Annotated in this window: 18 protein-coding genes; 7 read left to right on the top strand and 11 right to left on the bottom strand. The window is 30.7% G+C overall.

Annotation, left to right across the window (positions count from 1 at the left end; genetic code table 11):
- Positions 1-2: 2 nt before the first annotated feature.
- From EC396_RS14380 to EC396_RS14370, 3 genes are all read right to left on the bottom strand, one after another.
- Entirely contained in the window at positions 3-1,523 is a 1,521-nt protein-coding gene (locus tag EC396_RS14380; protein ID WP_129367324.1) for a RagB/SusD family nutrient uptake outer membrane protein, read from the bottom strand.
- A gap of 106 nt (positions 1,524-1,629) precedes the next feature.
- Complete coding sequence (locus EC396_RS14375) at positions 1,630-4,749, bottom strand: TonB-dependent receptor (protein WP_129367322.1); 3,120 nt, start codon at positions 4,747-4,749, stop codon at positions 1,630-1,632.
- A gap of 218 nt (positions 4,750-4,967) precedes the next feature.
- On the bottom strand, positions 4,968-9,071 hold the full coding sequence (locus EC396_RS14370; protein WP_129367320.1) for a hybrid sensor histidine kinase/response regulator transcription factor: 4,104 nt from the start codon (positions 9,069-9,071) through the stop codon (positions 4,968-4,970).
- Between the two features lie 302 nt (positions 9,072-9,373).
- On the opposite strand from EC396_RS14370, the gene EC396_RS14365 reads away from it, so the two are divergent.
- Together EC396_RS14365 and EC396_RS17930 are read left to right on the top strand one after the other, a co-directional pair.
- Entirely contained in the window at positions 9,374-14,401 is a 5,028-nt protein-coding gene (locus tag EC396_RS14365; protein WP_129367318.1) for a T9SS type A sorting domain-containing protein, read from the top strand.
- A gap of 39 nt (positions 14,402-14,440) precedes the next feature.
- Positions 14,441-14,602 carry a hypothetical protein gene (locus EC396_RS17930; protein ID WP_164975318.1) on the top strand — a complete coding sequence of 54 codons (162 nt, stop codon included), beginning with the start codon at positions 14,441-14,443 and terminating at the stop codon, positions 14,600-14,602.
- A gap of 622 nt (positions 14,603-15,224) precedes the next feature.
- Here EC396_RS17930 and EC396_RS14360 read toward each other — a convergent pair.
- Positions 15,225-15,428, bottom strand: coding sequence for a hypothetical protein (locus EC396_RS14360; RefSeq protein WP_129367316.1), 204 nt, complete (start codon positions 15,426-15,428; stop codon positions 15,225-15,227).
- A 163-nt stretch (positions 15,429-15,591) separates the two neighbouring features.
- On the opposite strand from EC396_RS14360, the gene EC396_RS14355 reads away from it, so the two are divergent.
- From EC396_RS14355 to EC396_RS14335, 5 genes are all read left to right on the top strand, one after another.
- The gene (locus EC396_RS14355; RefSeq protein ID WP_129367314.1) at positions 15,592-16,347 is read left to right on the top strand and encodes a hypothetical protein; all 756 of its coding nucleotides are present in this window, start codon (positions 15,592-15,594) and stop codon (positions 16,345-16,347) included.
- On the top strand, positions 16,347-16,742 hold the full coding sequence (locus EC396_RS14350; RefSeq protein WP_129367312.1) for a DUF5675 family protein: 396 nt from the start codon (positions 16,347-16,349) through the stop codon (positions 16,740-16,742). Before EC396_RS14355 ends, EC396_RS14350 begins: the two co-directional genes overlap by 1 nt.
- A 101-nt stretch (positions 16,743-16,843) precedes the next feature.
- Positions 16,844-17,071: a hypothetical protein gene (locus EC396_RS14345; RefSeq protein ID WP_129367310.1), complete on the top strand. Its 228-nt coding sequence runs from the start codon at positions 16,844-16,846 to the stop codon at positions 17,069-17,071.
- Positions 17,061-17,243, top strand: coding sequence for a hypothetical protein (locus EC396_RS14340; RefSeq protein WP_129367308.1), 183 nt, complete (start codon positions 17,061-17,063; stop codon positions 17,241-17,243). The genes EC396_RS14345 and EC396_RS14340 overlap by 11 nt, the downstream gene beginning before the upstream one ends.
- Positions 17,244-17,330: 87 nt before the next feature.
- Entirely contained in the window at positions 17,331-17,846 is a 516-nt protein-coding gene (locus EC396_RS14335) for a tRNA (adenine-N(6)-)-methyltransferase (RefSeq protein ID WP_129367306.1), read from the top strand.
- 74 nt (positions 17,847-17,920) lie between these two features.
- Here EC396_RS14335 and EC396_RS14330 read toward each other — a convergent pair whose 3' ends face one another.
- The 7 genes from EC396_RS14330 to EC396_RS14300 all read right to left on the bottom strand — a co-directional run bounded on the left by EC396_RS14330 (position 17,921) and on the right by EC396_RS14300 (position 25,925).
- Complete coding sequence (locus EC396_RS14330; protein WP_129367304.1) at positions 17,921-19,807, bottom strand: N-6 DNA methylase; 1,887 nt, start codon at positions 19,805-19,807, stop codon at positions 17,921-17,923.
- 1 nt (position 19,808) lies between these two features.
- Complete coding sequence (locus tag EC396_RS14325) at positions 19,809-20,522, bottom strand: hypothetical protein (RefSeq protein WP_129367302.1); 714 nt, start codon at positions 20,520-20,522, stop codon at positions 19,809-19,811.
- Positions 20,515-21,585, bottom strand: coding sequence for a hypothetical protein (locus EC396_RS14320; protein WP_129367300.1), 1,071 nt, complete (start codon positions 21,583-21,585; stop codon positions 20,515-20,517). Before EC396_RS14320 ends, EC396_RS14325 begins: the two co-directional genes overlap by 8 nt.
- Entirely contained in the window at positions 21,575-23,902 is a 2,328-nt protein-coding gene (locus EC396_RS14315) for an ATP-binding protein (protein ID WP_129367298.1), read from the bottom strand. Before EC396_RS14315 ends, EC396_RS14320 begins: the two co-directional genes overlap by 11 nt.
- Positions 23,902-24,894 carry a nucleotidyl transferase AbiEii/AbiGii toxin family protein gene (locus EC396_RS14310; protein ID WP_129367296.1) on the bottom strand — a complete coding sequence of 331 codons (993 nt, stop codon included), beginning with the start codon at positions 24,892-24,894 and terminating at the stop codon, positions 23,902-23,904. The genes EC396_RS14315 and EC396_RS14310 overlap by 1 nt, the downstream gene beginning before the upstream one ends.
- A 1-nt stretch (position 24,895) precedes the next feature.
- The gene (locus EC396_RS14305; protein ID WP_129367294.1) at positions 24,896-25,489 is read right to left on the bottom strand and encodes a DUF6088 family protein; all 594 of its coding nucleotides are present in this window, start codon (positions 25,487-25,489) and stop codon (positions 24,896-24,898) included.
- A gap of 130 nt (positions 25,490-25,619) precedes the next feature.
- Positions 25,620-25,925 carry an SLOG family protein gene (locus EC396_RS14300; RefSeq protein WP_129367292.1) on the bottom strand — a complete coding sequence of 102 codons (306 nt, stop codon included), beginning with the start codon at positions 25,923-25,925 and terminating at the stop codon, positions 25,620-25,622.
- Between the last annotated feature and the right edge of the window lie 49 nt (positions 25,926-25,974).

The raw sequence follows: 25,974 nt of genomic DNA, 5'->3' as shown, positions 1-25,974 counted from the left end.
TGTTAAAACTCAAATGCTACTGGATCTTCTAATAAAAGAGGATTTTTTGCAGTTTCAGCGCTTGGAATTGGTAATAAGAAATCATTTTCTGAAGGTGTTACTTTTTTAGAAACAATCATATTTACATTTCTATCTTGGTACACTCCTCTTTCTTGATTTGCAATAATTGCTGAAGCGTCTGATCTATCTCTACGCGCTAAATCGAACCAATAATCACCTTCAACAACAAACTCAATTCTTCTTTCTTTAAAAATATCTTCTGAAGTAATTTCACTTTTAGCTGCTAAACCTGCTCTTTTTCTAACCGCATTGAAAGCATCTAAAGCTTCTTTATCTGTTGTAGAAGATCCTGTTCCTAAAATACTTTCAGCATGCATTAGTAAAATATCTGCATAACGCAAAATATTTGTATTTACATCTGTAGACATAAAACATACATTGCCTTCATCTGGAGAACCTACAATATACTTTCTAAAACCAGCAACAGTACTTGTTAAACCATCTGCCGGAACCGTATAACCACCTTCAGCAGTAACCAATTCTGGATAAAAACTTCCTGGTTCCATAATAGTTCTGTAACGTCTTAAATCTCCATCTTCATAAGCATTCATTAAATCTATACTTGGCTGAAAAGTTCCCCATCCGTCACCAACTTGAGTTAATTTTGGTGAAGCTGCTAAATATGCCTGGTTCACATTTTGAAAACCCCAATCACCACAAGCTACCCATTGCAATGCAAAAATAGACTCAACATTATTATTGTAATCTGGATGAAATAAATCTTGGTAATTAGGCATTAAACTATACTTTCCGCTTTTAATTACTTTTGAAGTATACATATTGGTTTTTGCATAATCTCCCTGAGTTAAATACACTTTTGCCAATAAACCATCGCAAGCAGATTTTGTAACTCTACCTAAATTGTTTGCATCCCATTGCTCTGGCAACAAACTCATCGCTTTTTCATAATCTTTAATTATAAAAGTGTACACATCTTCTACCCTGTTTTTATAAACTGGTAATTTAGCATTAATTTGATCTACGCTGTAAATAATTGGCACAGCTCCCCAAACTCTCACTAAATAAAAATAGGCTGTTGCTCTCATAAAATAAGCTTCACCCAAAACTTTATCAATTGCATCTTGAGACACACCTGAACCAACTTTATTTTCTAAATTGTACATTAATACATTGGCATTGGCAACTACGTTGAAAAGTGAATCCCAACCTTCGTTAGCAAATTGGTTTGCCCCGTTTACTGAAAGATTTTCAAACTGAGCTAAATCAGAATAACTTCCAATGGCATTACCGCTGTATAAATCGCCAATACTAATTAGAAATTTTTCGTTAAAATAGAACCATGGATAGCCATACATTGGACTTCCGGAACTTAATACCTGTTGATCTGTATTAAAGAAATTATCAACAGTTAAAGCGTCTTCTGGTGGATTGTCTAAAAAACCTTCTGAACAAGACATTGTAAACATCAACACCGCTAACATTAAAAATTTAAATATTTTCATCTGTTTATTTTTTTATATTATTAATTTCGTCAGATGGAATTTGCCATAAATAGTTTTAAATCAACTATTTGCATAGGCTTATTTCTCAATCATCTGTTTTTATCAATTAAAATTCTACGTTTACACCTACCATAAATGTTCTTGGTACAGGATACCTACCATTATCAATACCCATCATCATAGAGTTTTGGTTAAATGCTCCAATTTCAGGATCAAATCCAGTATATTTTGTAAAAGTGTAAAGATTTTGAATGGTTGAATACAACCTTACTTTACTTATAATACTTTGACTTCCCAATTCATTTAAAGGCAATGTATAACCTAGCGTAACGTTTTGAATTCTAAAATAAGAACCATCTTCAATAAACCTGTCTGAAACTCCAGCGTTTCCATTTGGATCACCAAATACAAATCTTGGAATGTCCGTATTTTCATTTACACCTTCAATAAATCTATTTTTAACTACAATAGCTTGATTTCCATTCAACTCTAACATACCTTCGGTTAATTTACGCGTCCAATTGTAAACATCGTTTCCGTAAGTTCCGTTCATTGCAATAGCCAAATCCCAGTTTTTATAATTTAAGTTATTTGAAATACTAAACGTAAAATCTGGATGAGGGTTACCAATAAATGTTTTGTCTTTATCGTCAATTACACCATCGTCATTTATGTCTTTCCATTTAATATCTCCAACCCAAATTCCTGTTTCTTTATTAATATCACCTTGTGAAGGGCTATTATACAATTCCTCTTCTGAAGTAAACAACCCATCTGATTGGTATCCAAAATAAAGACCTACTGGCTGACCAATAGCTGTTTTTGTAATGGTGTTGTTAAATTCTATAGTTTGAAATATGGCTGAATTTTGGTCGGTTAAAGAAACCAACTTGTTTTTGTATTTAGAGAATACAATTGAAGTTGTCCAGTTAAAGTTCTCGTTTGAAATGTTACGTGTTGTTAACATTAAGTCGATACCCGTATTTTCCATTTCACCTAAATTTACAAAAGGAGGTTCTAAACCAAGGTATGAAGCCACATTGTAAGCCCCTAAATAACTTGGCAAAGGTTCTTGAAATAAGAAATCTGCTGAAGTTTTCTTATAAAAATCGAGATCCAACTTGATTCTATCTTTAACAAACCCAAGTTCAAAACCTAAATTTATAGATTTTGTAGACTCCCATTTAACATCAGGATTTGCAATATTTCGCTGTGTAAATCCTGTTCCGAAAGCTGTTGCTACATTTCTTAAAGCTGCTCCGTATTTATAACCTCCAATATTTTGGTTACCAACTTCACCATAACCAACTCTTACTTTAGCAAAACTTAAAACGTCTGTAGTATTTTCCATAAACTCTTCTCTACTTAACACCCAAGCGGCAGAGAATGAAGGAAAATATCCCCATTTATTGTTTGCCCCAAAGTTTGAAGAGGCATCAGCACGCATTGTAGCCGTTAGCAAATACTTACTATCAAATGAATAATTTACACGTCCAAAATAAGATAGCAAACTCCAAGTTCCTTTCCAATTATTGTTTCTAGCAGTATCTTCATCTCCTAAATTTACCGTAGTAACATCGTTTGTTAAGAAATCTCTTCTACTAATACTTACCCCCTCGTATTTAGATTGCTGAGATTCTTGTCCAACCATCACATTAATAGCATGCTTGTTAATTGTTTTGTTATAGTTTATATAGTTTTTAAAAATCCAGTAAAAACTATCTGTTTGTTGTTTTGCAGAAGTTGCGGTACCATTTGTTTCTGTACCCATTTCATAAGTTGGATTAAATACAGCTACTTTAGTTGTAGTATAATCGTACCCTAATTCAGATCTAAAAACAAAATCTTTTAAGAATGTTATTTCCCCAAAAAAGTTACCGTTGATTTTAAATCTATCTAAAGTATTGTTTCTAATTTCAGACCAAGCAACCGGATTTCTTCCATTTCCAACACCTGAACTTTCTGTAGGTCCACCCCAACTTCCGTCAGAATATCTAACAGGAATTGCAGGTGATTGTCTAACTGCACTACTAATTACACCACTTTCATCATCATTAAATGTAATGTGCTCTCTAGATTTACTAACCGTTACATTATTACCTACTTTAAACCAATCATTTACTTTATGCTCTACATTTAAACGTACTGAAACTCTATTAAAATCGGAGTTTATAACAATACCTTCTTGATCAAAATAATTAACTGAGGTATAAAAAACTGTTTTATCAGAACCCCCTTTTACAGAAAATTGGTGATTCATAATAGGCGCTGTTTGAAAAACTTCCTTTTGCCAATTTGTTCCACTTGCCAACAAAGCTGGATTTTGTAATTCTAAAGGAACCGACTGCCCTCTAACAGCAGCTATTTCCTTATAAAACTCAGCATATTCCTGTAAATTCATTAAATCTAAATAATTGGGAGCATTTTGAAACCCAAAATAAGATTCATAAGAAATGGTAGATTTCCCTTCTTTACCTCTTTTTGTTGTAATTAAAACCACACCATTTGAAGCTCTAGAACCGTAAATTGCCGTTGCTGATGCATCTTTTAACACCTGCATAGATTCAATATCAGATGGGTTGATGCTTGATAATGCACTAACCTTTGTTTGTCCGCTACCACCACCTAAAGCCGAGAATGTAAAAGAATCGTTATTTGAATCTGCTTCTACTGGTACACCATCAATTACATATAACGGTTCATTACTACCCGTTAAAGATGTGATACCACGTACACGTACAGAAACACCTCCGCCAGGTGCACCTGAGTTTTGCATTACGGTAACACCTGCTACTTTACCTTGTAAAGCTTGATCAAGTCCGGAGAATGGCTGATCCTCGATAGCATCAGCATTTACTGTAGCAATTGCCCCGGTTAAATCACTTTTTTTAACAGATCCGTACCCAATAATTACTACTTCATCTAAAGATTCGGCATCTTCTGTTAAACTTACATTTATTACAGATTGACCATTTACTGCCTTATGCAGCGTTTTAAACCCAACATAATTAAATGTTAATGTAGCATTTGACGAAACGTTTTCTAATACATAATTTCCATCAAAATCAGCTACAGTACCATTGTTGGTTCCTTTAACTAAAATACTTGCTCCAGGGAGTGGTTCAGCTCCGCTGGTAACCTTCCCTTTTACTGTTTGACCAAAAGTTATATTTGCTGACACCAATAGCATCAGAAAAAATAACTTTTTCACAAATTTGTTGTTCATAATAAAATTTTTCTGTTTGGTTAAATAAATTTGAGTTTGAATTTTAGGTCTCACGAAATCGTTTTATTAAAATTCAAATTAAAAGTACATTCAACAACAAATAAGTGATAGCAATTTTGTTGCATTCAATAGCACTAATGTGTCATTCGCCTAAAAAACACTAAATATCAACAAGTTACATATTGCAAAATTTAGGAAATACAACAAAATTAACACTGCTAATCTACTTCAGTAGGTAATTTTCCGAATCGTTTTTTAAAACATTTTGTAAAATAAGAAGGAGATGCAAAGCCAACTTTAAAGGTAACTTCGCTAATAGACATTTGTTTGCTTTCTAATAATTCTTTTGCTTTTTCTAAACGCACATTTCTAATAAATTCGTTTACTGAAGATCCTGTAAGTGCTTTTAATTTTCGGTACAACTGACTTCTGCTTAAAAACATTTCTTCTTCCAAAGCTTCTGAACCTAAATTCGGATCGCTTAAATGTGCATTTATATATTTCAATACTTTTTGAATAAATTGACTGTCTAATGAAGTTGTATTTTCTTTTGTTTTGGTTGAAATACCAGTATAAAATTTATTAAATAAAATTTGTCGACTCGAAATTAATTGAGCTAAGGTAGATTTTAAAATTTCCATATTAAATGGTTTATTAATATAGGCATCTGCACCAGAATCTATTCCCTTAATTTTATCTTCGACCATTGATTTTGCAGTAAGCATTAACAACGGAATATGGCTTGTTTTTAAATTTGTTTTAATAGCCTTACACAAAGCTACCCCATCCATTTCAGGCATAACCACATCTGTAATAATTACATCTGGTAATTTTTCAATAGCTTCAACCAATCCTATTTTACCGTTTGAAGCTGTAATTATTTTATAATAATTACTTAAAGACGATTTTAAATAATTTCGTAATTCTGCATTGTCTTCTACTATTAAAACGGTGTATGCTTTTTTATCTACTACTTCAACATCTTCAGTATTTGAGCTTATATTGGTTGTATTTATATTTAAAATTACATCTGATAAATCTTCTTCAACAGTGGTTTCGTTTGTATTTAAATTTTCTAAAACTATTGGTAAAGTAACCGTAAATTGAGTTCCTTCTTTTACTTTACTAGTTACATTTATTTCTCCTTTGTGTAATTCTACAAAATCTTTAACCACTTCTAATCCAATTCCTGTGCTGCCGTAATACCCTTTATTTAATTTATTTACCTGATAAAAACGTTCAAATATTTTTGTCAACTCATTTTTAGTTAAACCTGCGCCTGTATCTTTAACAACAATTTCAAAAGCGTCTACATTTTTATGTTCATTAAAAAGTTTTAAATAGCGCGGTTTTTTTAATTTTTGAGCTGAAATAATAATTTTTCCTTTATCGGGTGTTACTTTAAACGCATTTGAAATGATATTAAATAAAACCTTTTCAATCATTTCCTTATCAATATAAGATGTAAAATCACCACTTTCAGAGTCAAAAATCAATGCTATTTTTCTATGCGAAGCTTCTTCTTTAAAATAACCAACAACATCATTAACAAAATTGACAATTTCAATACTTTTGGTATTTAAAGTCATCTTGTTAGATTTAAGCTTTCTAAAGTCCATTAACTCATTGATCAATCTATTTAACCTTTGTGCATTTTTTTGAACAATGTTTAATTTTTCTTTAGCTTCATAAGGAAAATTAATTTTTGAATCTTTTAATAAATCTTGTAACGGATTTAAAATTAACGTTAATGGCGTTCTAAACTCGTGCGAAATATTTGTAAAGAATTGCAACTTTTTATTGTTTAACACTTCTTCTTGCAACCTTTTATCTCTTTCAAATTTAACTGCTTGTTTTTCTTTAAAACGCTCTTGAAGTATCCAGTTTATTAAAAACGTAACTCCTATAAAAAAGATAAAATAAGCCATAAAAGCCCCTTTTGTTAAATACCAAGGAGGCAAAACTGTTATGTAAAGTTTTAATGGGGTTTCTGTCCAAACACCATCATTATTAGCTGCTTTTACCTTAAATACATAGTCGCCCTGAGATAAATTTGTATATGTGGCACTTTTAGTATTTCCCACATAATTCCATTCAGGATCAACACCTTCCATAAAATAGGCATATTGATGTTTTTCAGGACGGGTATAATTTAGGCCTATATAATCAATAGTAAATACCGATTGGTTGTGATTTAAAGTTATTTCACTTGTATATGAAATTGATTTTGAAAGTGGAGAATCTTCACTTTTTGGACTAACAGATTTGTTAAACAACTTAAAATCTGTAAAAACCAACTTAGGCTCATTGGTGTTTTTTTTCAATTTATTTGGATGAAAATAATTTACACCCTGATAACTACCAAAATACAATTCGCCATTCTTACTTTTCATAACAGCGTTGTAATTAAAATCGTTTGCCAACAAGCCATCATCTTTGGTATAATTATTTACCAAATTATTTTTCCTATCTAATTCTGTAATTCCTCCTGTTCCTGCAAGCCAAATATGACCATTTTCACTTTCAACAATAGAACTTACATACATTTCGTTAAAACCACCAACTTTGTTATACCATTTAAATTTTTCAGTAGATTTATTGTAACTAACCAAACCACCTCCATCGGTTCCAACCCAAATCAACCCGTCTTTAGATTGATAAATTGACAATATTCTATGTGTACTTGTGTGATTTCTTAGCTTAACAGACATTTTATCTTTTAATGAATTCACTTTTAATTCATTATTGTTTAACTGTTTTACTTGAAACAATCCATTAGTTGTGCCTAACCAAACATCATCATCATTATCTACAAATACTTTTCTTATATCTGAACTATGAAGATCATACTTTACAAAATCGTTGGTATTACAATATGTAATATTACCTGTTTTTGAATTTAAATAATGAAGCCCTTTTAAAAATGTTCCAATCCAAATATTACCCTTCGAATCTTCATCAATACTTAAAACCCTATTAGAAGTTAAACCGCTATTGCCTATTGAAAAATTTGAAATTTGATTTGTTTTTTGATTTAATTTATACAAGCCATTGATCCAACTTCCTAACCAAACCTGATCATTTTTATCTATAAAAACAGTTTGAATATCATTGCTTAAAATATTGTTTTTCTTACTGTTTAAATGCTGAAATTTTCCAGTTTTTTTATTGAAAACATCAACACCACCACCATCGGTAGTTATCCACAAATCACCATTTCTACCTTCTTGTATACCAGTAACAGAGTTGGCTTGTAATGAATTTGAATTGTTTGTTAAACTTTTAATTGAATTGAACTTATTGTATAAATCATCTACAACTGCAACACCTTTGTTATAAAACCCCAGCCAAATTCGGCGTTCATTGTCTACCAGTAAAGACCATATTGAATTAGATTTTAAGCTATAATCATCTATATTATTATGTAAATATTGCTGAATTATTTCTCCTTGCGTATTTATTATTACAAGCCCATCATTTTCAGTTCCACAAATTATACGATTGCCATATTCAATAATTGAAAGTATTCTTTTATCAGTAATTTTAAACCTAGATATTTCTTTTTCAGAAGCATTTAAAGCTACTTTATACAAACCTTCATTTCTTGTTCCAACCCATAAATTATTTATTGAATCTTTAAATAAAGCTTCAATAGGTGTATTGTCAATAATTTTTTGCTCATTAACTTGCCCATTTTTGTTGAAATAAAAGTAATATAAACCATTTGATGTTCCTATATAAAAATTATTTTCAGCTACTTTTAAAATTGTTGTAACTAAAAAACTATTTGTTAATGTTTCATTAAACGGAATTATCTCGGCTTTGAAATTAGATTTATTCACTTTAAATAAACAACCATAACCATAAGTACCAACAATTAGTTCGTTTTTATTTAACTCTTGTATTGCACTAATTTGAATGGTGTAATTCTCGGCTGCTGGGAAAGCACTGTTTAAATCTATTCTCTCAAAATTATCAAACTCTTTATTGTATAAATTAAGACCTTCATCAGTAGCTATCCAAAACTTATTTGTACTATCTTCAAATATTGAATTTATGAGACTGCTATTTAATGACTTTAAATTATCCCATTGGTACTCGTATAGTTTATAATTTATTCCATCGTACTTATACAATCCCGCCCCATTTGTACCAAACCAAATAAAACCTTCAGAATCTTGATTGATAACTGATACGGCACGTTTTGTTATACCTTCTTTAATATCAATAAATTTGAAATTATGCGTGTCTTGCGAAAAACCAAATTGTATATAAATAAAGAAAATAGCACAAAAGAGTATAAATTTAACTTTATTACACATTGGTTAATTTGGGTTTTATAACGCATTAAGAATTAATGTAGTAAAACTAATTAAAATGTTAAAAATATTCAATAAAATAAATTAATTATTCGAAAATATTATTCATCTTACAATGTACTTATACCCAAATACTAACACACCTCTCAATATTTAACCTAATCAACAATACCTTTAACTCATTTAGTTTCCATCTCATTTTTGCTGAGGTATTTATATTAAATTCATACTTATTTAAATTAAATTTGTATACCAATACTAGAATTTGTAATTTTCTATAAAAATTTCACTTATTTTTAAAAAACATGAAACCATTTTTAAAACCCCTACTAATAAAAATTTTTTTATTTCTATCTATATTTATTACTTATTCACAAACAAGTGGACCAACTTATATTAAAAACGAGCTTACAACTAGCGGTGTTTTTAATGCCCCCAATTACGAATTTGTAAACACATATGATGCTTATAATTTATCAACTTCAAATAGTACAATTAAAGGTATGTTTTTTGAAGGATTACCTTATTCCGCAGCAGCAAATGGACTTAACGAAACAAAAGTTTTTTGTTGGTACGGTGTACCAAACGGCATAGGAGTTGGTGAAAAACGACCTGCAGTTATTTTACTCCATGGTGGTGGTGGAGACGCTTATACAGATTGGGTAGATGCTTGGACTGAAAAAGGTTACATTGCATTAGCCATTGCATTAGAAGGTCAAGTACCTGATAATGATGTTAATTGGCAATATTCAGGCCCTGCAAGAAATGGCTTTTTTGGGGATATTGGTGAAACATTACAAGATCAATGGTTTTATCACGCAGTGGCTGATGCAATTTTAGCAAACAGTTTACTAAGAGACCCTAGCTTTTCTGACCAAATAGACACCACTAATATTGGGATTACAGGAATTTCTTGGGGAGGAATAATTAATAATGTTGTAACTGGTTTAGACAATCGTTTTGCTTTTTCAATTCCAGTTTATGGATGCGGTTATTTATATAACTCTCCTATTTATAGTACTTCGCTATCCTATTTAAGTTCACAAGAACAATTGCTATACAATCAAAATTGGGAACCTTCATTATATATTCCATTACAAACATCACCAACTTTATTTATTAATGGTTCCAATGATTTACAATTTACAATGAATATTTTTACCAAATCATTTGAAGATTCACAAAATGAAAAATATTTGAGAATAGAAAAAGATATGGCACACGGTCATGTACCCGGAAGAACTCCAGCAGAAATCTATAAATTTGCCAATTACGTAACTGGTTATGACCCATCCGAAGTTAAACCATTAGAATTTACTTCAACAAATATTGATAGCAACAAACAATTAACCTATCAATATAATTACGACGGAACAGTTGATGAAGCCTTATTGTATTATACCAAAGACACCGTAAATTGGGGTAAAACAGCTTATAATTGGCAATCACAAATAGCAAATTTATCGGCACAAACCAATACTGGCACAGTTACAACCACAGTACCTAATGATGCTCAAGCCTATTTTATAAATGTAAATAATACCGCTAACGGACTTATTTACAGCACACCAATGAAATTTACGTATAGAGACTATGATTGGTATTCTTACACTTCTAGCTCTTTTAACACACCCATAAACTTTACTTCTGCAGGAGTTTTAACAGGACAAGCAACAAATCCAAATACATCCGGAATTAATCCAACAGCAAATATTGGTAAGTTTGTAAAACAATCAGGATCAAATTCTCAAATTAGATTCACTTTAAACAATAAAATTACTGATGTTACAAATTTTAAATTGAAATCCAAAATTTATTTTCAAGGTGATATTAGTACCTTGTCTAATAAAACAATTAGAGTATATCTAATAAATTCTACTTTAACTCCAAATTTTTATGTTGATGTAACTATAACTCAAGGTGATATTTGGCATGAATTTGAATTTGACTTTACTAATAAAACAATTCCAACCGATGTATTAGCAGCTGGTGGCTTTGATCAAATGGCGCTTATGTTTGCACCTGGAGATACAACAACTAATGGAACCGTTTATTACTTTGATGATATTAAAGCTACAACAAACCAAGAAATACCATTAACTGAAACCTATTATACTTGGTTTAATTATACCAATTCTCCAAAAACTGAAAACACTGTATTTAATAGTGTTGTAGGTGGAAGTTTTAGCAAAGAATATAATTTGGCTAATGATGCAGATATTATACAAAATACAAATTCAAACACAGGAGTTGCTTCTAAATTTACCAAAACAGCTGGAACAGATCCTTACACACAAGTTAGATATGATTTTAAAGATGGTTCTATTAATGATAATACCATCACATTTAAATTAAACGCCTTGTTTAAACCTGGATCTGTTAGCGAAATAAACAGTTTAGACAACAACACCAGATCTGTTATTATGTATTTACAAGATCTAAACGGAGGGACTTCAAGTCCTCAAATTAGCTCTTCAATAGCCTATTTTTCAACTATCAATTCATGGGAAAATTTAAATTTTACATTTACATCAAATGACTTAGCAAATTATGATAGAGCAATAATTATTGTTATGCAAAATAGCAGCTCACCTAAAGATGAATATGGTGCAACTATTAATGAAGATTTTGTATATTATTTTGATGATTTAAGTGCAACATCTGATATTAGTTTAAATTTTTATACCGTATTTGACTATACCAACACTCCAAAACTAGAAAATTTAACTTATAACAATATACTTGGAGGAAATTTTATTAAAGATTATACTTTAGCTAACGATGCCGGTATTACGTCTAATGTTAATTCAAACACAGGTATTTCATCAAAATTTACTAAAACTGCTGGATCACATGCGTACGCAAAAATTATATACGATTTTGTAGATGGAACCATTAATGACACTTCGGTGACATTTAAATTAAATGCATTGTTTAAATCTGGAACTATTAGTGATGTTAATTTATTAGATAACACAAGTAAATCAGTAATCTTAGTTTTAATGGATGTAACTGGAGGCACTGATCGAACTCAATTAAATTCATCTCCAGTATATTTTTCAACAATTAACAATTGGGAAGATTTAAGTTGGACATTTACAAATGCTAACTTAGTTGATTATGATAGATTATCTATAATTGTAATGCCAGGGTATACATCTCCTAAAAACAATAGTGGAGTAACAATTAATGAAGACTTTGTGTATTATTTTGATTTATTAGAATCAACAGTCGAATTTACCGTACCACCTACCATTACATCAGGAAATATATGGTATTACAATTATAGCACAAACCAATTCCCTGCAACTGTTAGCGCAACACTTAATGGTGTTTTAGAAACAGCTATAGCAACACCTAAAATAGTTGGAAATGAAAGTCCTTTAGTTTCAAAATTTACAAGAAATGCTGGTCTTAGTTCATACATTCAGTTTTCATTACCCGGAAATATCAACAATTTTTCAGATTCTAATTTTAAAATTAGAGTTTACACTGAGTCTAGCTCAACAATCACAAATAATACATTAACATTGGTATTACGAAAAGATGGCTTAAGTGGCACACAAATAAGTTTAACTCATAATATTGAAGTTTTTGATAAGTGGGTCGAATACAGTTTTAATTTTTCAGCAATTAACTTTAAAGAATCGTATTATAATGATGCTTTTCTTGTATTTGGATTTCCAGATGATGATGGAGATGCTACTGGAAACATTTATTATTTAGATGCTTTCCAAGGACCTTATATTTATATTTTTACTGATGGGAACTGGGTACCAAGTAATCCAGAAGGTATATCTACTACTGGAGACATTGTAATTTTATCAGGCAACACCAACATATCAAGTGATACTGAATGTAACAATCTAACCATTAATCCTGGTGCTGGGCTAACTGTTGATACTGGTACAACATTAACCGTTAATAATCTTACCTTAGAATCTACTTCAAATAAATATGCCAGTTTAATTTTAGATGGCACAATTACAGGTACTGTTAATTATGAACGTTATACAAATATAATTGGTTCAGGAGCAACAGGTGGAAATGATTTGGTTTCACCTCCTTTATCCGGACAACCTTTTGATGATTTTTTAACAGCTAATACCGGAATTTTAGCTGTTAATGGGACACAAACAGTTGCCGCATTTGCTCCTTTTAATAACAATTCAAATGCTTATGAAAATTTTGCCACTAATAATACAACTCCTTTGTTAGCTGGCAAAGGTTATAGAGCAGCAACAACTAATGGTAGTCCGTTGATATTTACTGGAACCGTTAATACTGGTACGGTACCTGTAAATATTAATGTAGGTACTGGAAGCCCTTGGAATTTAATCGGCAATCCATACCCTTCTTATTTAGATTTTGCAACATTCTTTTCAACAAACAAAACCTTATTTGAAACAGGTGTTTATCAAGCTGTTTATGGATACAATGGAAGTGGCTGGACTATTTGGAATCAAGCTACTATTGATGATACTTCAATCACTGAACTTTTTGCTCCAGGACAGGGTTTTTATGTAAAATCTGCTGCAGCTGGAGGTTCTGTTTCGTTTACACCTGCTATGAGAACAACGGGTTCTTCTGATGATTTTATAGCTGGTAAACCTGTAAAAACCTCTAGTACATTAAGCAATACCAACGCTAAAATTCAAATAAGCGATGCATCAAGTACTTTTAAAACAGCTTTCTATTTTAATGACAATGCCAGTTTAGGCTTAGACCCTGGTTATGATGCCGCTTTGTATGAAACTACTGCTCCAGAATTTTCAGTTTATTCACATTTGGTTGAAGACAATACAGGAAAAGCAATCGCAATTCAGTCTTTAAATCCAACCGATGTTGACAATATCAATGTACCTTTAGGTATCAATACAACTGCAGGTAAAGAAGTAACTGTTAGTATTGCATCATCAACTTTACCAAGTGGAATCTTTGTTTATTTAGAAGATACAAGTGCTGGAACGCTAACCTTACTTAATGAAGGGGATTATAAATTTACTGCAACCGAAAATTTAACAGATACAGGTCGCTTTTTTGTAAGTTTTAAATCTTCAAAAGTATTGGGTGTAGCAAAAGAGTTAGAAAAACTAAACAGTTTAGAAATTTATACATCACCTACAGATAAAGCCCTTTTTGTAAAAGGACAAATAACTGATATTGCTACAATTAATTTATTTGACATACAAGGTAGAAAGGTGTATTCTCAAACATTAGAGCAAAACAGTAACAACACACAAATTGATATTTCTACTTTTAGTACTGGTATTTATATTGTACAAATTATTGGCGATAATATTAATAAAACAAAAAAAGTAATTATTCAATAATTATATAAAATAAAAACTAAATACTTTAATATTTTAGTAATGAACAAAAACAATCATAAAATAACACGAAAGGAAGCCATCAAAAAAATGGGAAAATATGCTGCGCTCACTGCTGCAGGAACTTTTTTAATATTAAATCCTAAAAAAGCCCATGCGCAATCGGCTGATGACCCTGAGAATCCAGGGGGAAATCCATTTTGAAATTGTTTTTTTCAATATTACATTCTTAAACAAACCTTATTGAGCTTTTTCGCTTAGTTTTTTTTTAATCTTATATTTACAACAAAACTATTCAATCAGTTTATAAAAAACTGACTCCTATTTGGACTCCTTTTTTTTAGTTTTTTTGCTTTTTTATGGTTTTTGGTTATAAATTGAGGCATTAAAAAACCCCATAAACATAGCGTTTATGGGGTTTTGTTGTTTTTTGGTTATTTACTTGCAGAGGAGAAGGAACTAAAACCATCTTTTGCATCCCATTGTTTAAAGGGGCTTCCTAACTCCGTTTAAATATTGTTGACCGATTTGTTGACCAAATAAATGAAATTAAATCATTTATCATAACAGTCTCAAAAATAAAAATCCTTGTAAAATATAGGATTTACAAGGATTTGGGCATTTTTGATTGTTACTCTAGTGACCCCGACAGGATTCAAACTAAATTGAATTTCCCTTGTTTTAAAGGGGTATCTGACACCTTGTATATTTTGTTGACCGATTTGTTGACCTAACCATTGATATCAATTGATTGGTTTTAACTTTCAATCGTTCCAATAAAGATACGATTTTTAGTACTATAAATAGCGCTAAATCACATCAAATACTATGAAACTTTTTGCAAATACTCATTCACAATTTCTAATTTAATTCCACTGTATTCTGCAAATTCTTCTGAAGTAATAAACTGGTAAGATTCCTTCCCAAAGTGAGCTTTAATTTTATTGAGTAATTTACGACCGTAGCGTTCACTTCTGCCGGTGATGCACTGAATGTCTTTTGGGTATATGCAGGCTCTAACTATTTTCATTGTTTTAATGCACTATCTAGGCTTTATCCTAGGCTTTGGTATGCTTCATCCATACGGTACCTTTTCGGAAGAAAAAGGATGTTTCGGAATGGATGGATGTCGGTTTTTTAATTTTTACCTAAAGATAAGTTGCTTTGTTGAGAATTAAAAATTTTATACAATTATGGCTAGACAAAATGGCATTATTAAGTTAAAAGGAACTATCGGAGATATTTCTTTTTACAAAACTGGAGATGGACACCTTGCGCGTGAAAAAGGTGGTGTGGATGCATCTCGAATTGCAAATGATCCTGCGTTTCAAAGAACGCGTGAAAACGGTTCTGAATTTGGAGCTGCTGGTAAAGGCGGAAAAGTAATTCGCAACGCAATTAGAATTCTTTTGCAAAATGCAAAAGACAAACGTGTGGTGAGCAGATTGACGACCAATCTTTTAAAGATTGTAAAAACAGATGCAACCAATGAACGCGGTTTAAGAACCATTGAAGCTGGTGATATGAATCTTTTAAAAGGATTTGAATTCAACATTAATGGGAAGTTAGGCTCAACTTTGTTTGTCGCATTTGACAAGGATTTTAACAGAGCGTCTGGTGAAGCGACTGTTGGAATTGCGCCTTTTTCTCCAAAAATTAGAATTGCTGCTCCAAGTGGAACTACGCATTATAAAATGGTGATGGGTGCTGCTGAAGTAGATTTTACCAATGAAACCTCCACTTTTGAAAGTGATGAAACTGCGGTGTTGCCTTACGAAAGTGCAGATACTGCTGTGATTAACTTGACAGCAAGTGTGACTGCAAATTCAACCCTTCCTGTGGTTCAAATATTGGGAATTGAGTTTTACCAAGAAGTGAATGGACAAATGTATCCGTTGAAAAATGGTTCTTACAATGCTTTATCGGTTATTGATGTAACAACTGCCTAATGAATTTAACCCTGCACAGGACTTATTTTAAAGAGGGTACCAATGGTGCCCTCTTTTACCAAGGTCATTTTATGGGCTTTGTGATTGAACTTCCTTGGCTTGAAAATAAAAAACAAGTGTCTTGTATTCCTGAAGGTGTTTATGTGTTGAAAGCTCGTTTTTCAGAAAAGTTTAAATACCATCTGCAGCTTGAAAATGTATCTGGGAGAAGTCTGATTTTAATACACCCTGCTAATGATGCGCAAAGTGAATTGAAAGGCTGTTTGGCACCTGTAGGGCATTTGAATGGCATTGGAAAAGGATTGTACTCTAGACCCTTGTTTCAAAAAATAATTTCAATTTGTTACCAAGCTTTTGACCGAAAAGAACAAGTAACCTTAACTATTAAATCTTAAAATAGATACTTATGAAATGAGCACAACGAAATGAATTTGATACAAACAAAATTTTTTGTGCGAATTGCATATGACCAATTAAAAACAATAAAAAAACACATATGAAAATTACAGAACGCTATAAAAAACCAACTCCGACTTTTTTTAGAAAACTGCGGAATATTGGTATTGCTTTGGCTGCTACTGGTGGCGCTATTATTGCAGCTCCAATTGCTTTGCCTGCAATTATTGTAACCATTGCAACCTATTTAACTGTTGCAGGAACGGTGGCTACAGCTGTGAGTCAGGCAGTGGTGAGTGACAACGAAGCAGAAAGCAATGAACAATAACAATTTACAACTACGCTCTGGGATTGTTGGAGGGACTTTTCTCTCCACCATTTTAAACATTACTTTACACGATGTCCTTTTTACCGTAGTAATGGCTGTTATTGGGGCGATTGTAAGTTTTTTTGTTTCTTATGCATTGAAACGGTTGTTTTCTTCTAAAAGAAAAATGTAAATGCCTGGCTCGCTTCGATAAGCTTACTTCGACAAGCTCAGCAAAGGAGTCAGGCGTTTTATTTATTATTCAAACTATAATGTACAAATGAAAAGCAAGGAAATTCTTTTCAGCAAAGGTAAAAACGACGAGTGTTACACTCCGGATTATGGTGTAAGACCTATCTTAAAATACATTCCAAAAAATCCAATTGTATGGTGTCCTTTTGACACTGAAAACAGTGAATTTGTAAAACAAATTAGTGTTCAAAATAAAGTGATCTATAGCCATATTGACAATGGACAGGATTTTTTTAAATATGAGCCTGAACATTGGGACATTATCATTAGTAATCCTCCATTTACACAAAAGCGCAACTACTTTGAAAGAGCTTTGTCATTTAACAAGCCTTTTGCACTTATTATGACAAATACTTGGTTGAATGATGCAGCCCCGAAACAACTTTTTAAAGTTAAAGAATTACAATTATTGCTTTTTGATAAACGTATGAAGTTTCTAAATAATGGAATTACCGAACATAAAATTACCTTTAGTAGCAGTTATTATTGCTGGAATTTTTTACCGCAACAAATTATTATGGAAAAACTAAGTATAAAGGGTTAGTAAAAAAAATAGAGATTACAGGTTTGAAAGTCATTTTTGATTTAAAGATCAAAAAAAATTAATTTAATTCTAAATCATTCCAATTCTATACCATATTTCTCCTCTAAAAACCTATCAATTTCATCTTGAGTATTCAACTTAGAAAGAATTTCTTTATCACTATTAGACAATTCGCAAATTCCAAAGTTTTTAATGTAATTTTTAGCTACAGAAAAATAATCACCAGCATATGGTTTACTTGTATTTTTAATATAAAACCAAAATATTTTTGACATTAGTATTTTTTGTAAAACAAGTAGTTCTTCCATTGAGTTAGAAAGTATAGCGTACCCGTTGTAAAATAACAGGTCAGAATCTGCTGTATAAACAAAACAAGGAGCATTGGTAATATATGGTAATAATAGTTTATGGCCACTTAACGTTAAAGCCTGATTTCTTCCAAAAGCATACCATTTTTCATATTGCTTATTACCCTTATCACGTTTAGATAAAACTACTTTTTGAGTTAGTAGATATTGATAAGCATTTGGGAAGTCTGCTTTAAAAGTATCTTCTTCTATTATTTTTAATATTCTTTTATCTGCATCAAACAAATCTATACTTTCAACATCAATAGTATAAGGAAAAAGTAATTTTTCGGTATTGCTTTCAATTTTAGATTCGTGTTTTAAGATATTAGGTTTAATCGCATTTTTACAGATTGACTTTTCAATTTTAAACTCTTTACCATCTTTTTCCAAATAGTAATAATCATCAGATTCTTTTGTTGGCTTGAATATATAAATATTATTCTTTAGAGTTGCAAAACCATTTCTGATTTCAAATTTTTCACCTAAATGAGTTCCACAATTTTCAATCTTTGAAATAACTTTCTGAATTTTATTATTAATTAAGTACCAACCATTAAAATCATCAAGATTAGAATAAGGAATACTTATGAAATTTGATGGTTTTATTTTTTGAATCTTACTACTTAAACTCTTCACATATTTAACAGAAGAACTTTCCGCTTTACCTATAACACAAATACAAGTATACGTTGATCTCTTCTTAAACAATTGTTCTCCTCCAAAATCTATGATGGATAAATCAAATTGATTTTTTGAAAAATAATTCCTTACAGATCTTCCATTTAAGCTTTTGTAAAAGGTGTTGACTGTTATATATCCTAAAACGCCATTTTCGTTTAAGTTTTCCATACCAATTTCAAAGAATGGAATATATAAATCTGGTTTTCCTGTAGATGAAACACTCCAGTTTTTTAATAAACCTTTTGTTTCTTCATCCATTTTAGATGAACTAACATAAGGTGGATTTCCTATAACAATATCAAAACCATTATTTTCATTTAAAGTTTCATCCGTTTTCCAATCAAAACTAAGAGCATTACCACAATATAAGTTGAATTCAAATGCTTCACGATCTTCATTATTTTTTATTGCAAGTAATGAAAGTAAAATTTTAGTCCTTTTAATACTATATTCTTGAATATCTAAACCATAAATGTTGTCTCTATAAATTTCAAAATAACTCTTATCAGTTTCATTTATTAAGACTTCTGTAATAGTTTTAAAGAAACCGCCACAACCACATGCAATATCTCCAAACTTTAGATTAGATAAAATATCTGTATTATGTTTTTCAATAGTATGCTTGACAATATGTTTTCTAATGTATTCTGGCGTGAAAACAGCACCGTTTACCTCTTTGTCTTGAGGAGAAATAACAAATTCAAAAAGCTCTATTAATTCTTCAATATCAAATGCTTTTTTATCGAATAGTTTAATAAAGTCTTTTACATGTTCAATTTCGTTTTCTTCGGATATAATTAATTCATTGATAAACGTATTTTCTATATAATCAATTTTATTAAGAATCAAAAATGAGGACACTAAAAGACGATTAACATCTTTGGTATCATAAGAATAGTCTTTTAAATATGTAAGTATACGTTGATTCATATTAGCTTATGTACAATGGGAAAAGATTACTCATTGTAAAATCTTGATGTGTATTTTTTGGATCGAAAGCTTTAAAATATGGAGACCACAACCTTTCTTGAGCTCGTCTAATAATTTGCTGGTATTCATACTTTCCTTTTAGTTCATTAACAAAAGGAAAGTCTTTTGAACTATAAAAATTTGAGATAATAAAATGAAAACCTAAAAAGATATCCATTGGTGGATGTGGTAATCTCGGACTAGAAAAAATTGAAATTTCACCTGTATCTAAACCTTCCAAATATTCACCTCCAAAATGGAAATGATACGTTGGGTGAGTATATTTCGGCTCAGTACTGTCTATATGTTTATCTAAATGCCAACAGTTTTTATAAGGTTTACCATCTGCTTCTACAGTACTAGCATAAGAATCAATATTTAATTCAAATAAATAATCTTTTGCTAAAATATCATTTATTGTAAAATCCTTTTGATTCAGAGAAATGGTATTATCCAAAGATATTTTATATTTATTTAAAGTTTCGGGCATTGTGCCAGAAATTCTCTTATTTAAATTAAAAACAATATCCTTAATTTCATATTCGAATGAATTTAAGGAATCTATTTTTCCTTGAAAATTATATAACGAATTAAAATCTCCTATTTGATATTCACTGACTAGCTCTAAGAATTTACTTAGATCTTGTCTTAAATTTCTTAAACTCCAACTATCCATTCGCTCTTTCCTTTTTAACTAGTTCTCGAACAGCTTTTTTATCAATTTCACTTATTTGATTTTTATATTCATCCATTTTACCAGCTAAAGCTGATTCTATAGATAAATACTCTTTTTCTTGCCAAGGCAAATAATCCTTTATTAATTCAATTCCATCAAATGGGTCTAATGGTTCTCTGGAGTCTTTGCAAATTGTCCAAAAGTTAGAACTAAGTGAATGCTTTGTTTTAGTTAACGGTGTTAAGTTTTTTAAGCCTAATTTTGATTTTAACAATTCCACCCTTTCATCTGCATTCAATCTTCTTAATGATACTTCCGAACTTATTGTTTCACTCCACCATTTATTGATTTTATCCATCCACCACCTTTTTAAGTAGTCTGAAAAAGCACCTGCATAGATAGATGAGTTAATTATTTCTAAAAGCTTATTCCAATCTTCAGATTCTTTTGACACCCCAAGCCTTGCAGAAAGAACATCTTCGCCAATCAGAATACCTATTGGCCTAACAACATCATAATAAATAAAACTACTCAATGAAAATAGATTTTTATTTATTGTAAGTGCATCAGATTTTATTCTAGAGTGTAATGTGAAATTTTCATCAAATGCAATAATCTTATTTAAATCAAATTTATGTTGAATGATGATTTCATATGATTTAACAAAAGAATCTAACTTTTTCTTAAAATTAGATTTGTCATTTGAAAACTCTTGCTTGGTTAAGACAAAATCAAATAAATCCTGACTAGTTAAATCCTTATCAAACTCTTTTACTTTAATACCCTCATTCGACATTAAAATCAAAGGAAAATCTTTTAAGTCATTTTTGTGTTTCGTTCTAAGAGTTTGAGCAATGGTAGGTGCGTCAAAACAAGCATTATTTTCACCTTTAGTTAACCTATAGTCTAAAACACAAGCCTTTGTTTTAGCATCTAATTCCTTGAATAAATCTGATATATCGGATGTGGGATTATAAAGTTTAACTTCGTATCCTAAATTTTCAATATCTTTTTCACGACTTTTTGTTTCTAAGTCATCTATATATAATATTTTATAAGCCATAATCATCTAATTCTTTATCTGCTGCTTTAGGTATTTCTATTCTAATACAAGTATTAAAATTTTCTTTTGGTGATACTACTTGAATACACCCTCTGTAACTAGTCACAATATCTTTTACTATTTTTAGACCTAATCCTGTTCCTGTTATTTCGTTGCTTTCGTCTATTTCTTCTAAAGCATTTGGAGAAGTAGTTGTAAAGAATTCTTCGAATATTTTTTCTTCATTTTCTTTAGAAATTCCATCTCCTGTATCTGAAAACTCTAAAAACATATTATTATCCTCTAAGCCACATTCTATTTTTATTTCTCCTGATTTTCCCGTTCTTTTTATTGCTTTTTTTGCGTTTGTATAAAAATTAAAAAGAATAGAAGACCACTCAGATGGATGCATAGGTCTAGTATATAAATAAGAACCATTTCTTATTGGTAAACTAAATTCAATATCACTTTTTATTGCATCATTGTGTATTGATTTCCAGAAATTTTCAACCACATTTTGAATTTCAATAGGCCTTAATTCTCTTACTACATTTTGAGAAATTACATTGTCAAAATAAGAGGTATAGCTTTTAAAGGTTGTAATGTTTTTATCTAAAATTAAAAGCCTTTCAGTTAAAACAGTATCAGAACGTAATTTTTCTAAAAGAAATTTCACATCAGATTCCATACTACTCACATAATCTCGTACTTCGTGTATAAATTGCCCAATAGTTATACCTACACTACTTAAAACACGTAGCATTGATTTTTCTTTTAACATTTTACTTGTTTCTTCTTTTTGTAATTCAGCAATTTTTTCTATATCCTTTTTAAGTTTTTGAATTTTCTTTCGCCTTTTTCTTTTAACTTGAATATTTCCTTCTTCTTTTTCTAATTCAAGATCTAAAGCTTCAAGTGTATGCGCTATATCTTTTATTCTTACTTCAATTTTTTCGTAAATATTACCTTCTTTTTTTTGACCTGATACAATTTTTATATTTCTTATTTCTGCGACCTTTATAACACCAGTAATCAAAGTTCTGTAGAGAAAATTTTGTAATTGAATTAAAGCTTCATTTTCTATTAATCCTTCTCTACTAGAAGTTTCATTAAATACTTTTTTTGTATCTATTAATTCAACGAAACCAAAAAAGTTAATATTACCATGAACGGGTAAAATTGAACGCTGCCTTATAGAAGCATCTAATTTTAACCAATCATCTTTACGTTCACCATATGGTAAAACCCTAAAACCATTTCTATATAATCTTATTCCTCCATATTCACGAGCTAATTTTTTTATACTAGTTTCATGCATTTTTGGAATTAATCCTGAGTTATATATATAATAGTAAGCTTTAAACCTTATTTTTCTCAGTTTAGAAAAAGGTGCAGTCATATTATCTGGATCACTACCTATTTCACCATACTCTTCAATCTTTAATTGCTTACTAATTATTGAATATATCCCAAGCCCATTATCATCAATCCAACCTTCAATCTCCGCTAATGCGTGATCGTATATCATGCTTGACTCATCAGCAATTATTATTGATTTATTATTATCTAGTTTCTTGAAAACTGTTTTAAATCCAGGATCTATAGTTGATATTTCATCTTTCTCCTTTATTTCTATTTCTTCTTCACTTTTAGAAAGAGGAAAAGGTTGAATAATTGCACTAACATACCTGTAAATACGCTTTATAGCAGCCTGTGTCCATTTATCTTTTAAACCTTCAATTTTTAAAGTTGTTCCTTCATCTTTTCTTTTAGGAACAGTAATTATTTTATTTGTAATATTTGATAAATCTATATCTCCTTGATATTTGTTCCAATCAATAGTTAAAACAAGTGCAAAATCATCTTTTAATGTTTGAGTTGTGATGGTTAGTTTTTCACCTAAACGCTGTACCGCGAATCTCCCTATACCTTTTTGCCCAGCTCGTTTTCGATTATATCGTTCAGAAAGTGGGTTGCGTAATTTATCTGTAGAAGATATTCTCATAAAGCCATTCACTAACTGTTCTTTTGTCATTCCAAGCCCATCATCATAAATGTAAAGTGTTCCTCCAATGGAATCTGAGTTTTCAAACTTTAAAGTTACTTTTATAGCATCTGCATCATATGAATTTTTTACGAGCTCAGAAACTGCAGTTTCCTGTCTAGCTACTAACTCAGTCCCTAATCTATCAATAACTCCTGCATCAACGGAAAAGCGTACATTTTCTTGGTCAAAACTTGCTAATTTTGAAGATAATTCTAGAATTTTACTATAATTGCTAGAATCATTGGCTAAGGTTCTTTCTAATTCTTCCCTAATTTTTTTTTCTTCCATCATTACATTATTTTAATTCTAGCGTTTAATTCAGCTATGCGTTCCATTAATCTGCTAAAAGATAAAGTAGTCCCATAAAACATACTTTCTTGCATAGTTTTATAGTCTTTTTCCCAATCTTTTAGTGTTTCTATTGGCGGTATAATATTGATTGATTTTGGATTGTGTTTTTCGTAATCAATTCCTCTTATAGCGTTGAAATTCTTTCTGTGTTCTACAATTATATTGTATAATTCAATATCTTTCAAAGCGCCTTTTCCGTGGATTGTGTCCATTAGTTTTTCCAAATCATAAAAATGACGACTCATTCTTTCTACTCTGATAAACTTAGTGTCCTTTTGAAATTCTTCATGCAATAGGAATATCTTCTCCAAAAAGGTTCGCTTAGGTGAAACAACAGGTATCATAATTTCTGTTTCAGCAAATGGAAGTTTCTGAAATTCTTTTGATACTATTGAAATAATTGCTTTACTTTCCACAGGTTCCATTAATGACCTTGCTCCAACCTCTATTAATACTCGTGGTCTTAAATAATTAGATTGCTCAGTTAAAGATTCGTATCGCAATTCAATAATTAAAGGGTCTGTATCCGTATTTTTTGTTTCTTGAACAATTAATTCATAATCTTGAATTCCAAGTTCGGTAAGTTCATTATTGATGTCTTTATAAAATTCTTCTCCAATAAATGAACAAGAAGCTTTTCGTAATTTTTGAACTTGTGTTTTACTTAATCCCCCTTCAAAACCTAAATATTTTCTGTCAATTACCAAGTCAATATCTTCTGAAAAACGATCTATTAAATTCCATGCCTTGCTCAAAGATGTTCCTCCTTTAAAAACGATGTAGTTTGAATATGGGAGTGAGAATATAATATTTAAAGACAAAGTTACCCACCAATCTTTTTCAACCGCTGAAGAAGGTAATCCAGAACGCTCGCTGGTTTGATTGAAGATGTTTATCTTGTCTTTTTTACTAAGTTTTATAAAGTTCTCCATACTAATTACCTTTCAATAATTTTGATATCCAAGCTGATGTTAGTTTTGCATCATGTTCTATAATTTCTTTTTTTTCACGCCCCAAATGTATTTTAATTTTTTCTAGTTGCTCATTTGTAACATTGTCTTTACCAATTTCCTTAAGTGCTTGAATAATTAAACTTGTAATCTCTCCCTTTGTTGCTAAATTTTTAGGCGTGGTTTTTTTAAATTTTATTATCCTTTTTCCTACGACTATACTTCTTGGCGCTCCATCAGTTAAAAAAACAATGTTCATCGGGATTTGAGTTGATAACCCTAACTTATTGAGAGCTGTTATTCCTGTTGGGATAATTCTAGCCTTATCCCTTTCTGCAATTGCATTTGCAATCTCCTCGATAGATGGATGCAAATCCCCCAATAATTTATCTTGTTTTGGATATAAATAAATACCATGAGCCAACCTTATTAAGAATTTTTTATTTTCAAGTCTTAATAATGATTTTTTTACAATTTCAACATTGCCAATATCCTCAAATGTAGAGGGAAATACAATGCACCCTCTTTTCATTGATTTTATCTTGTTTACTATTTTATTTTGGACTGACGCAGCCATTCTTCATTTATTTATGTCCCAAATTTAGTAAATATTTGGGACAGTTATTCTATTTGTTTAAATATTATTTTTGAAATAAAAAGAACTATTAACATTTGATATCATTTATATATTTAACTCAGAGCAAACTTTAATAAAAAGCTGTAACAATTATCTTCAAGTTATAGCTTTTTGCTACTTCAATCATATTTTTAGTACCTCTGCTTTTACCATCCCAGAAGGCAATTAATGCTTCAGCATAATTTGCCATTTGTTGGTTGCGTTTTGATCCTGCAGCTCGTTTGTATCTTTTCCAGTCAGCAGAGAATTGTTTTATATGGAATCCTTTTTCAGCTGCGTATTGTTCACCTAGTTTATCGGCACCTTTATAGTAAGCACCGCTTACGATTTCAATTTCAGTTTGATTCTGGAGTGGTTGGTTGTACCGTATTTTCAACCATTTTTAATTTTGGGCTCAATGATATGCTATTTACTTTTGTAATGGT

The sequence above is a fragment of the Lutibacter sp. HS1-25 genome (genome assembly GCF_004121075.1).
Lineage (GTDB): Bacteria > Bacteroidota > Bacteroidia > Flavobacteriales > Flavobacteriaceae > Lutibacter.
The sequence above is the reverse complement of the archived record's forward strand: the minus strand, read 5'-3'. Positions and strand labels throughout refer to the sequence as shown.

Coding starts and splice junctions, on each gene's coding strand:
- EC396_RS14380 (WP_129367324.1), bottom strand. CDS start 1,523: ATGAAAATATTTAAATTTTTAATGTTAGCGGTGTTGATGTTTACAATG.
- EC396_RS14375 (WP_129367322.1), bottom strand. CDS start 4,749: ATGAACAACAAATTTGTGAAAAAGTTATTTTTTCTGATGCTATTGGTG.
- EC396_RS14370 (WP_129367320.1), bottom strand. CDS start 9,071: ATGTGTAATAAAGTTAAATTTATACTCTTTTGTGCTATTTTCTTTATT.
- EC396_RS14365 (WP_129367318.1), top strand. CDS start 9,374: ATGAAACCATTTTTAAAACCCCTACTAATAAAAATTTTTTTATTTCTA.
- EC396_RS17930 (WP_164975318.1), top strand. CDS start 14,441: ATGAACAAAAACAATCATAAAATAACACGAAAGGAAGCCATCAAAAAA.
- EC396_RS14360 (WP_129367316.1), bottom strand. CDS start 15,428: ATGAAAATAGTTAGAGCCTGCATATACCCAAAAGACATTCAGTGCATC.
- EC396_RS14355 (WP_129367314.1), top strand. CDS start 15,592: ATGGCTAGACAAAATGGCATTATTAAGTTAAAAGGAACTATCGGAGAT.
- EC396_RS14350 (WP_129367312.1), top strand. CDS start 16,347: ATGAATTTAACCCTGCACAGGACTTATTTTAAAGAGGGTACCAATGGT.
- EC396_RS14345 (WP_129367310.1), top strand. CDS start 16,844: ATGAAAATTACAGAACGCTATAAAAAACCAACTCCGACTTTTTTTAGA.
- EC396_RS14340 (WP_129367308.1), top strand. CDS start 17,061: ATGAACAATAACAATTTACAACTACGCTCTGGGATTGTTGGAGGGACT.
- EC396_RS14335 (WP_129367306.1), top strand. CDS start 17,331: ATGAAAAGCAAGGAAATTCTTTTCAGCAAAGGTAAAAACGACGAGTGT.
- EC396_RS14330 (WP_129367304.1), bottom strand. CDS start 19,807: ATGAATCAACGTATACTTACATATTTAAAAGACTATTCTTATGATACC.
- EC396_RS14325 (WP_129367302.1), bottom strand. CDS start 20,522: ATGGATAGTTGGAGTTTAAGAAATTTAAGACAAGATCTAAGTAAATTC.
- EC396_RS14320 (WP_129367300.1), bottom strand. CDS start 21,585: ATGGCTTATAAAATATTATATATAGATGACTTAGAAACAAAAAGTCGT.
- EC396_RS14315 (WP_129367298.1), bottom strand. CDS start 23,902: ATGATGGAAGAAAAAAAAATTAGGGAAGAATTAGAAAGAACCTTAGCC.
- EC396_RS14310 (WP_129367296.1), bottom strand. CDS start 24,894: ATGGAGAACTTTATAAAACTTAGTAAAAAAGACAAGATAAACATCTTC.
- EC396_RS14305 (WP_129367294.1), bottom strand. CDS start 25,489: ATGGCTGCGTCAGTCCAAAATAAAATAGTAAACAAGATAAAATCAATG.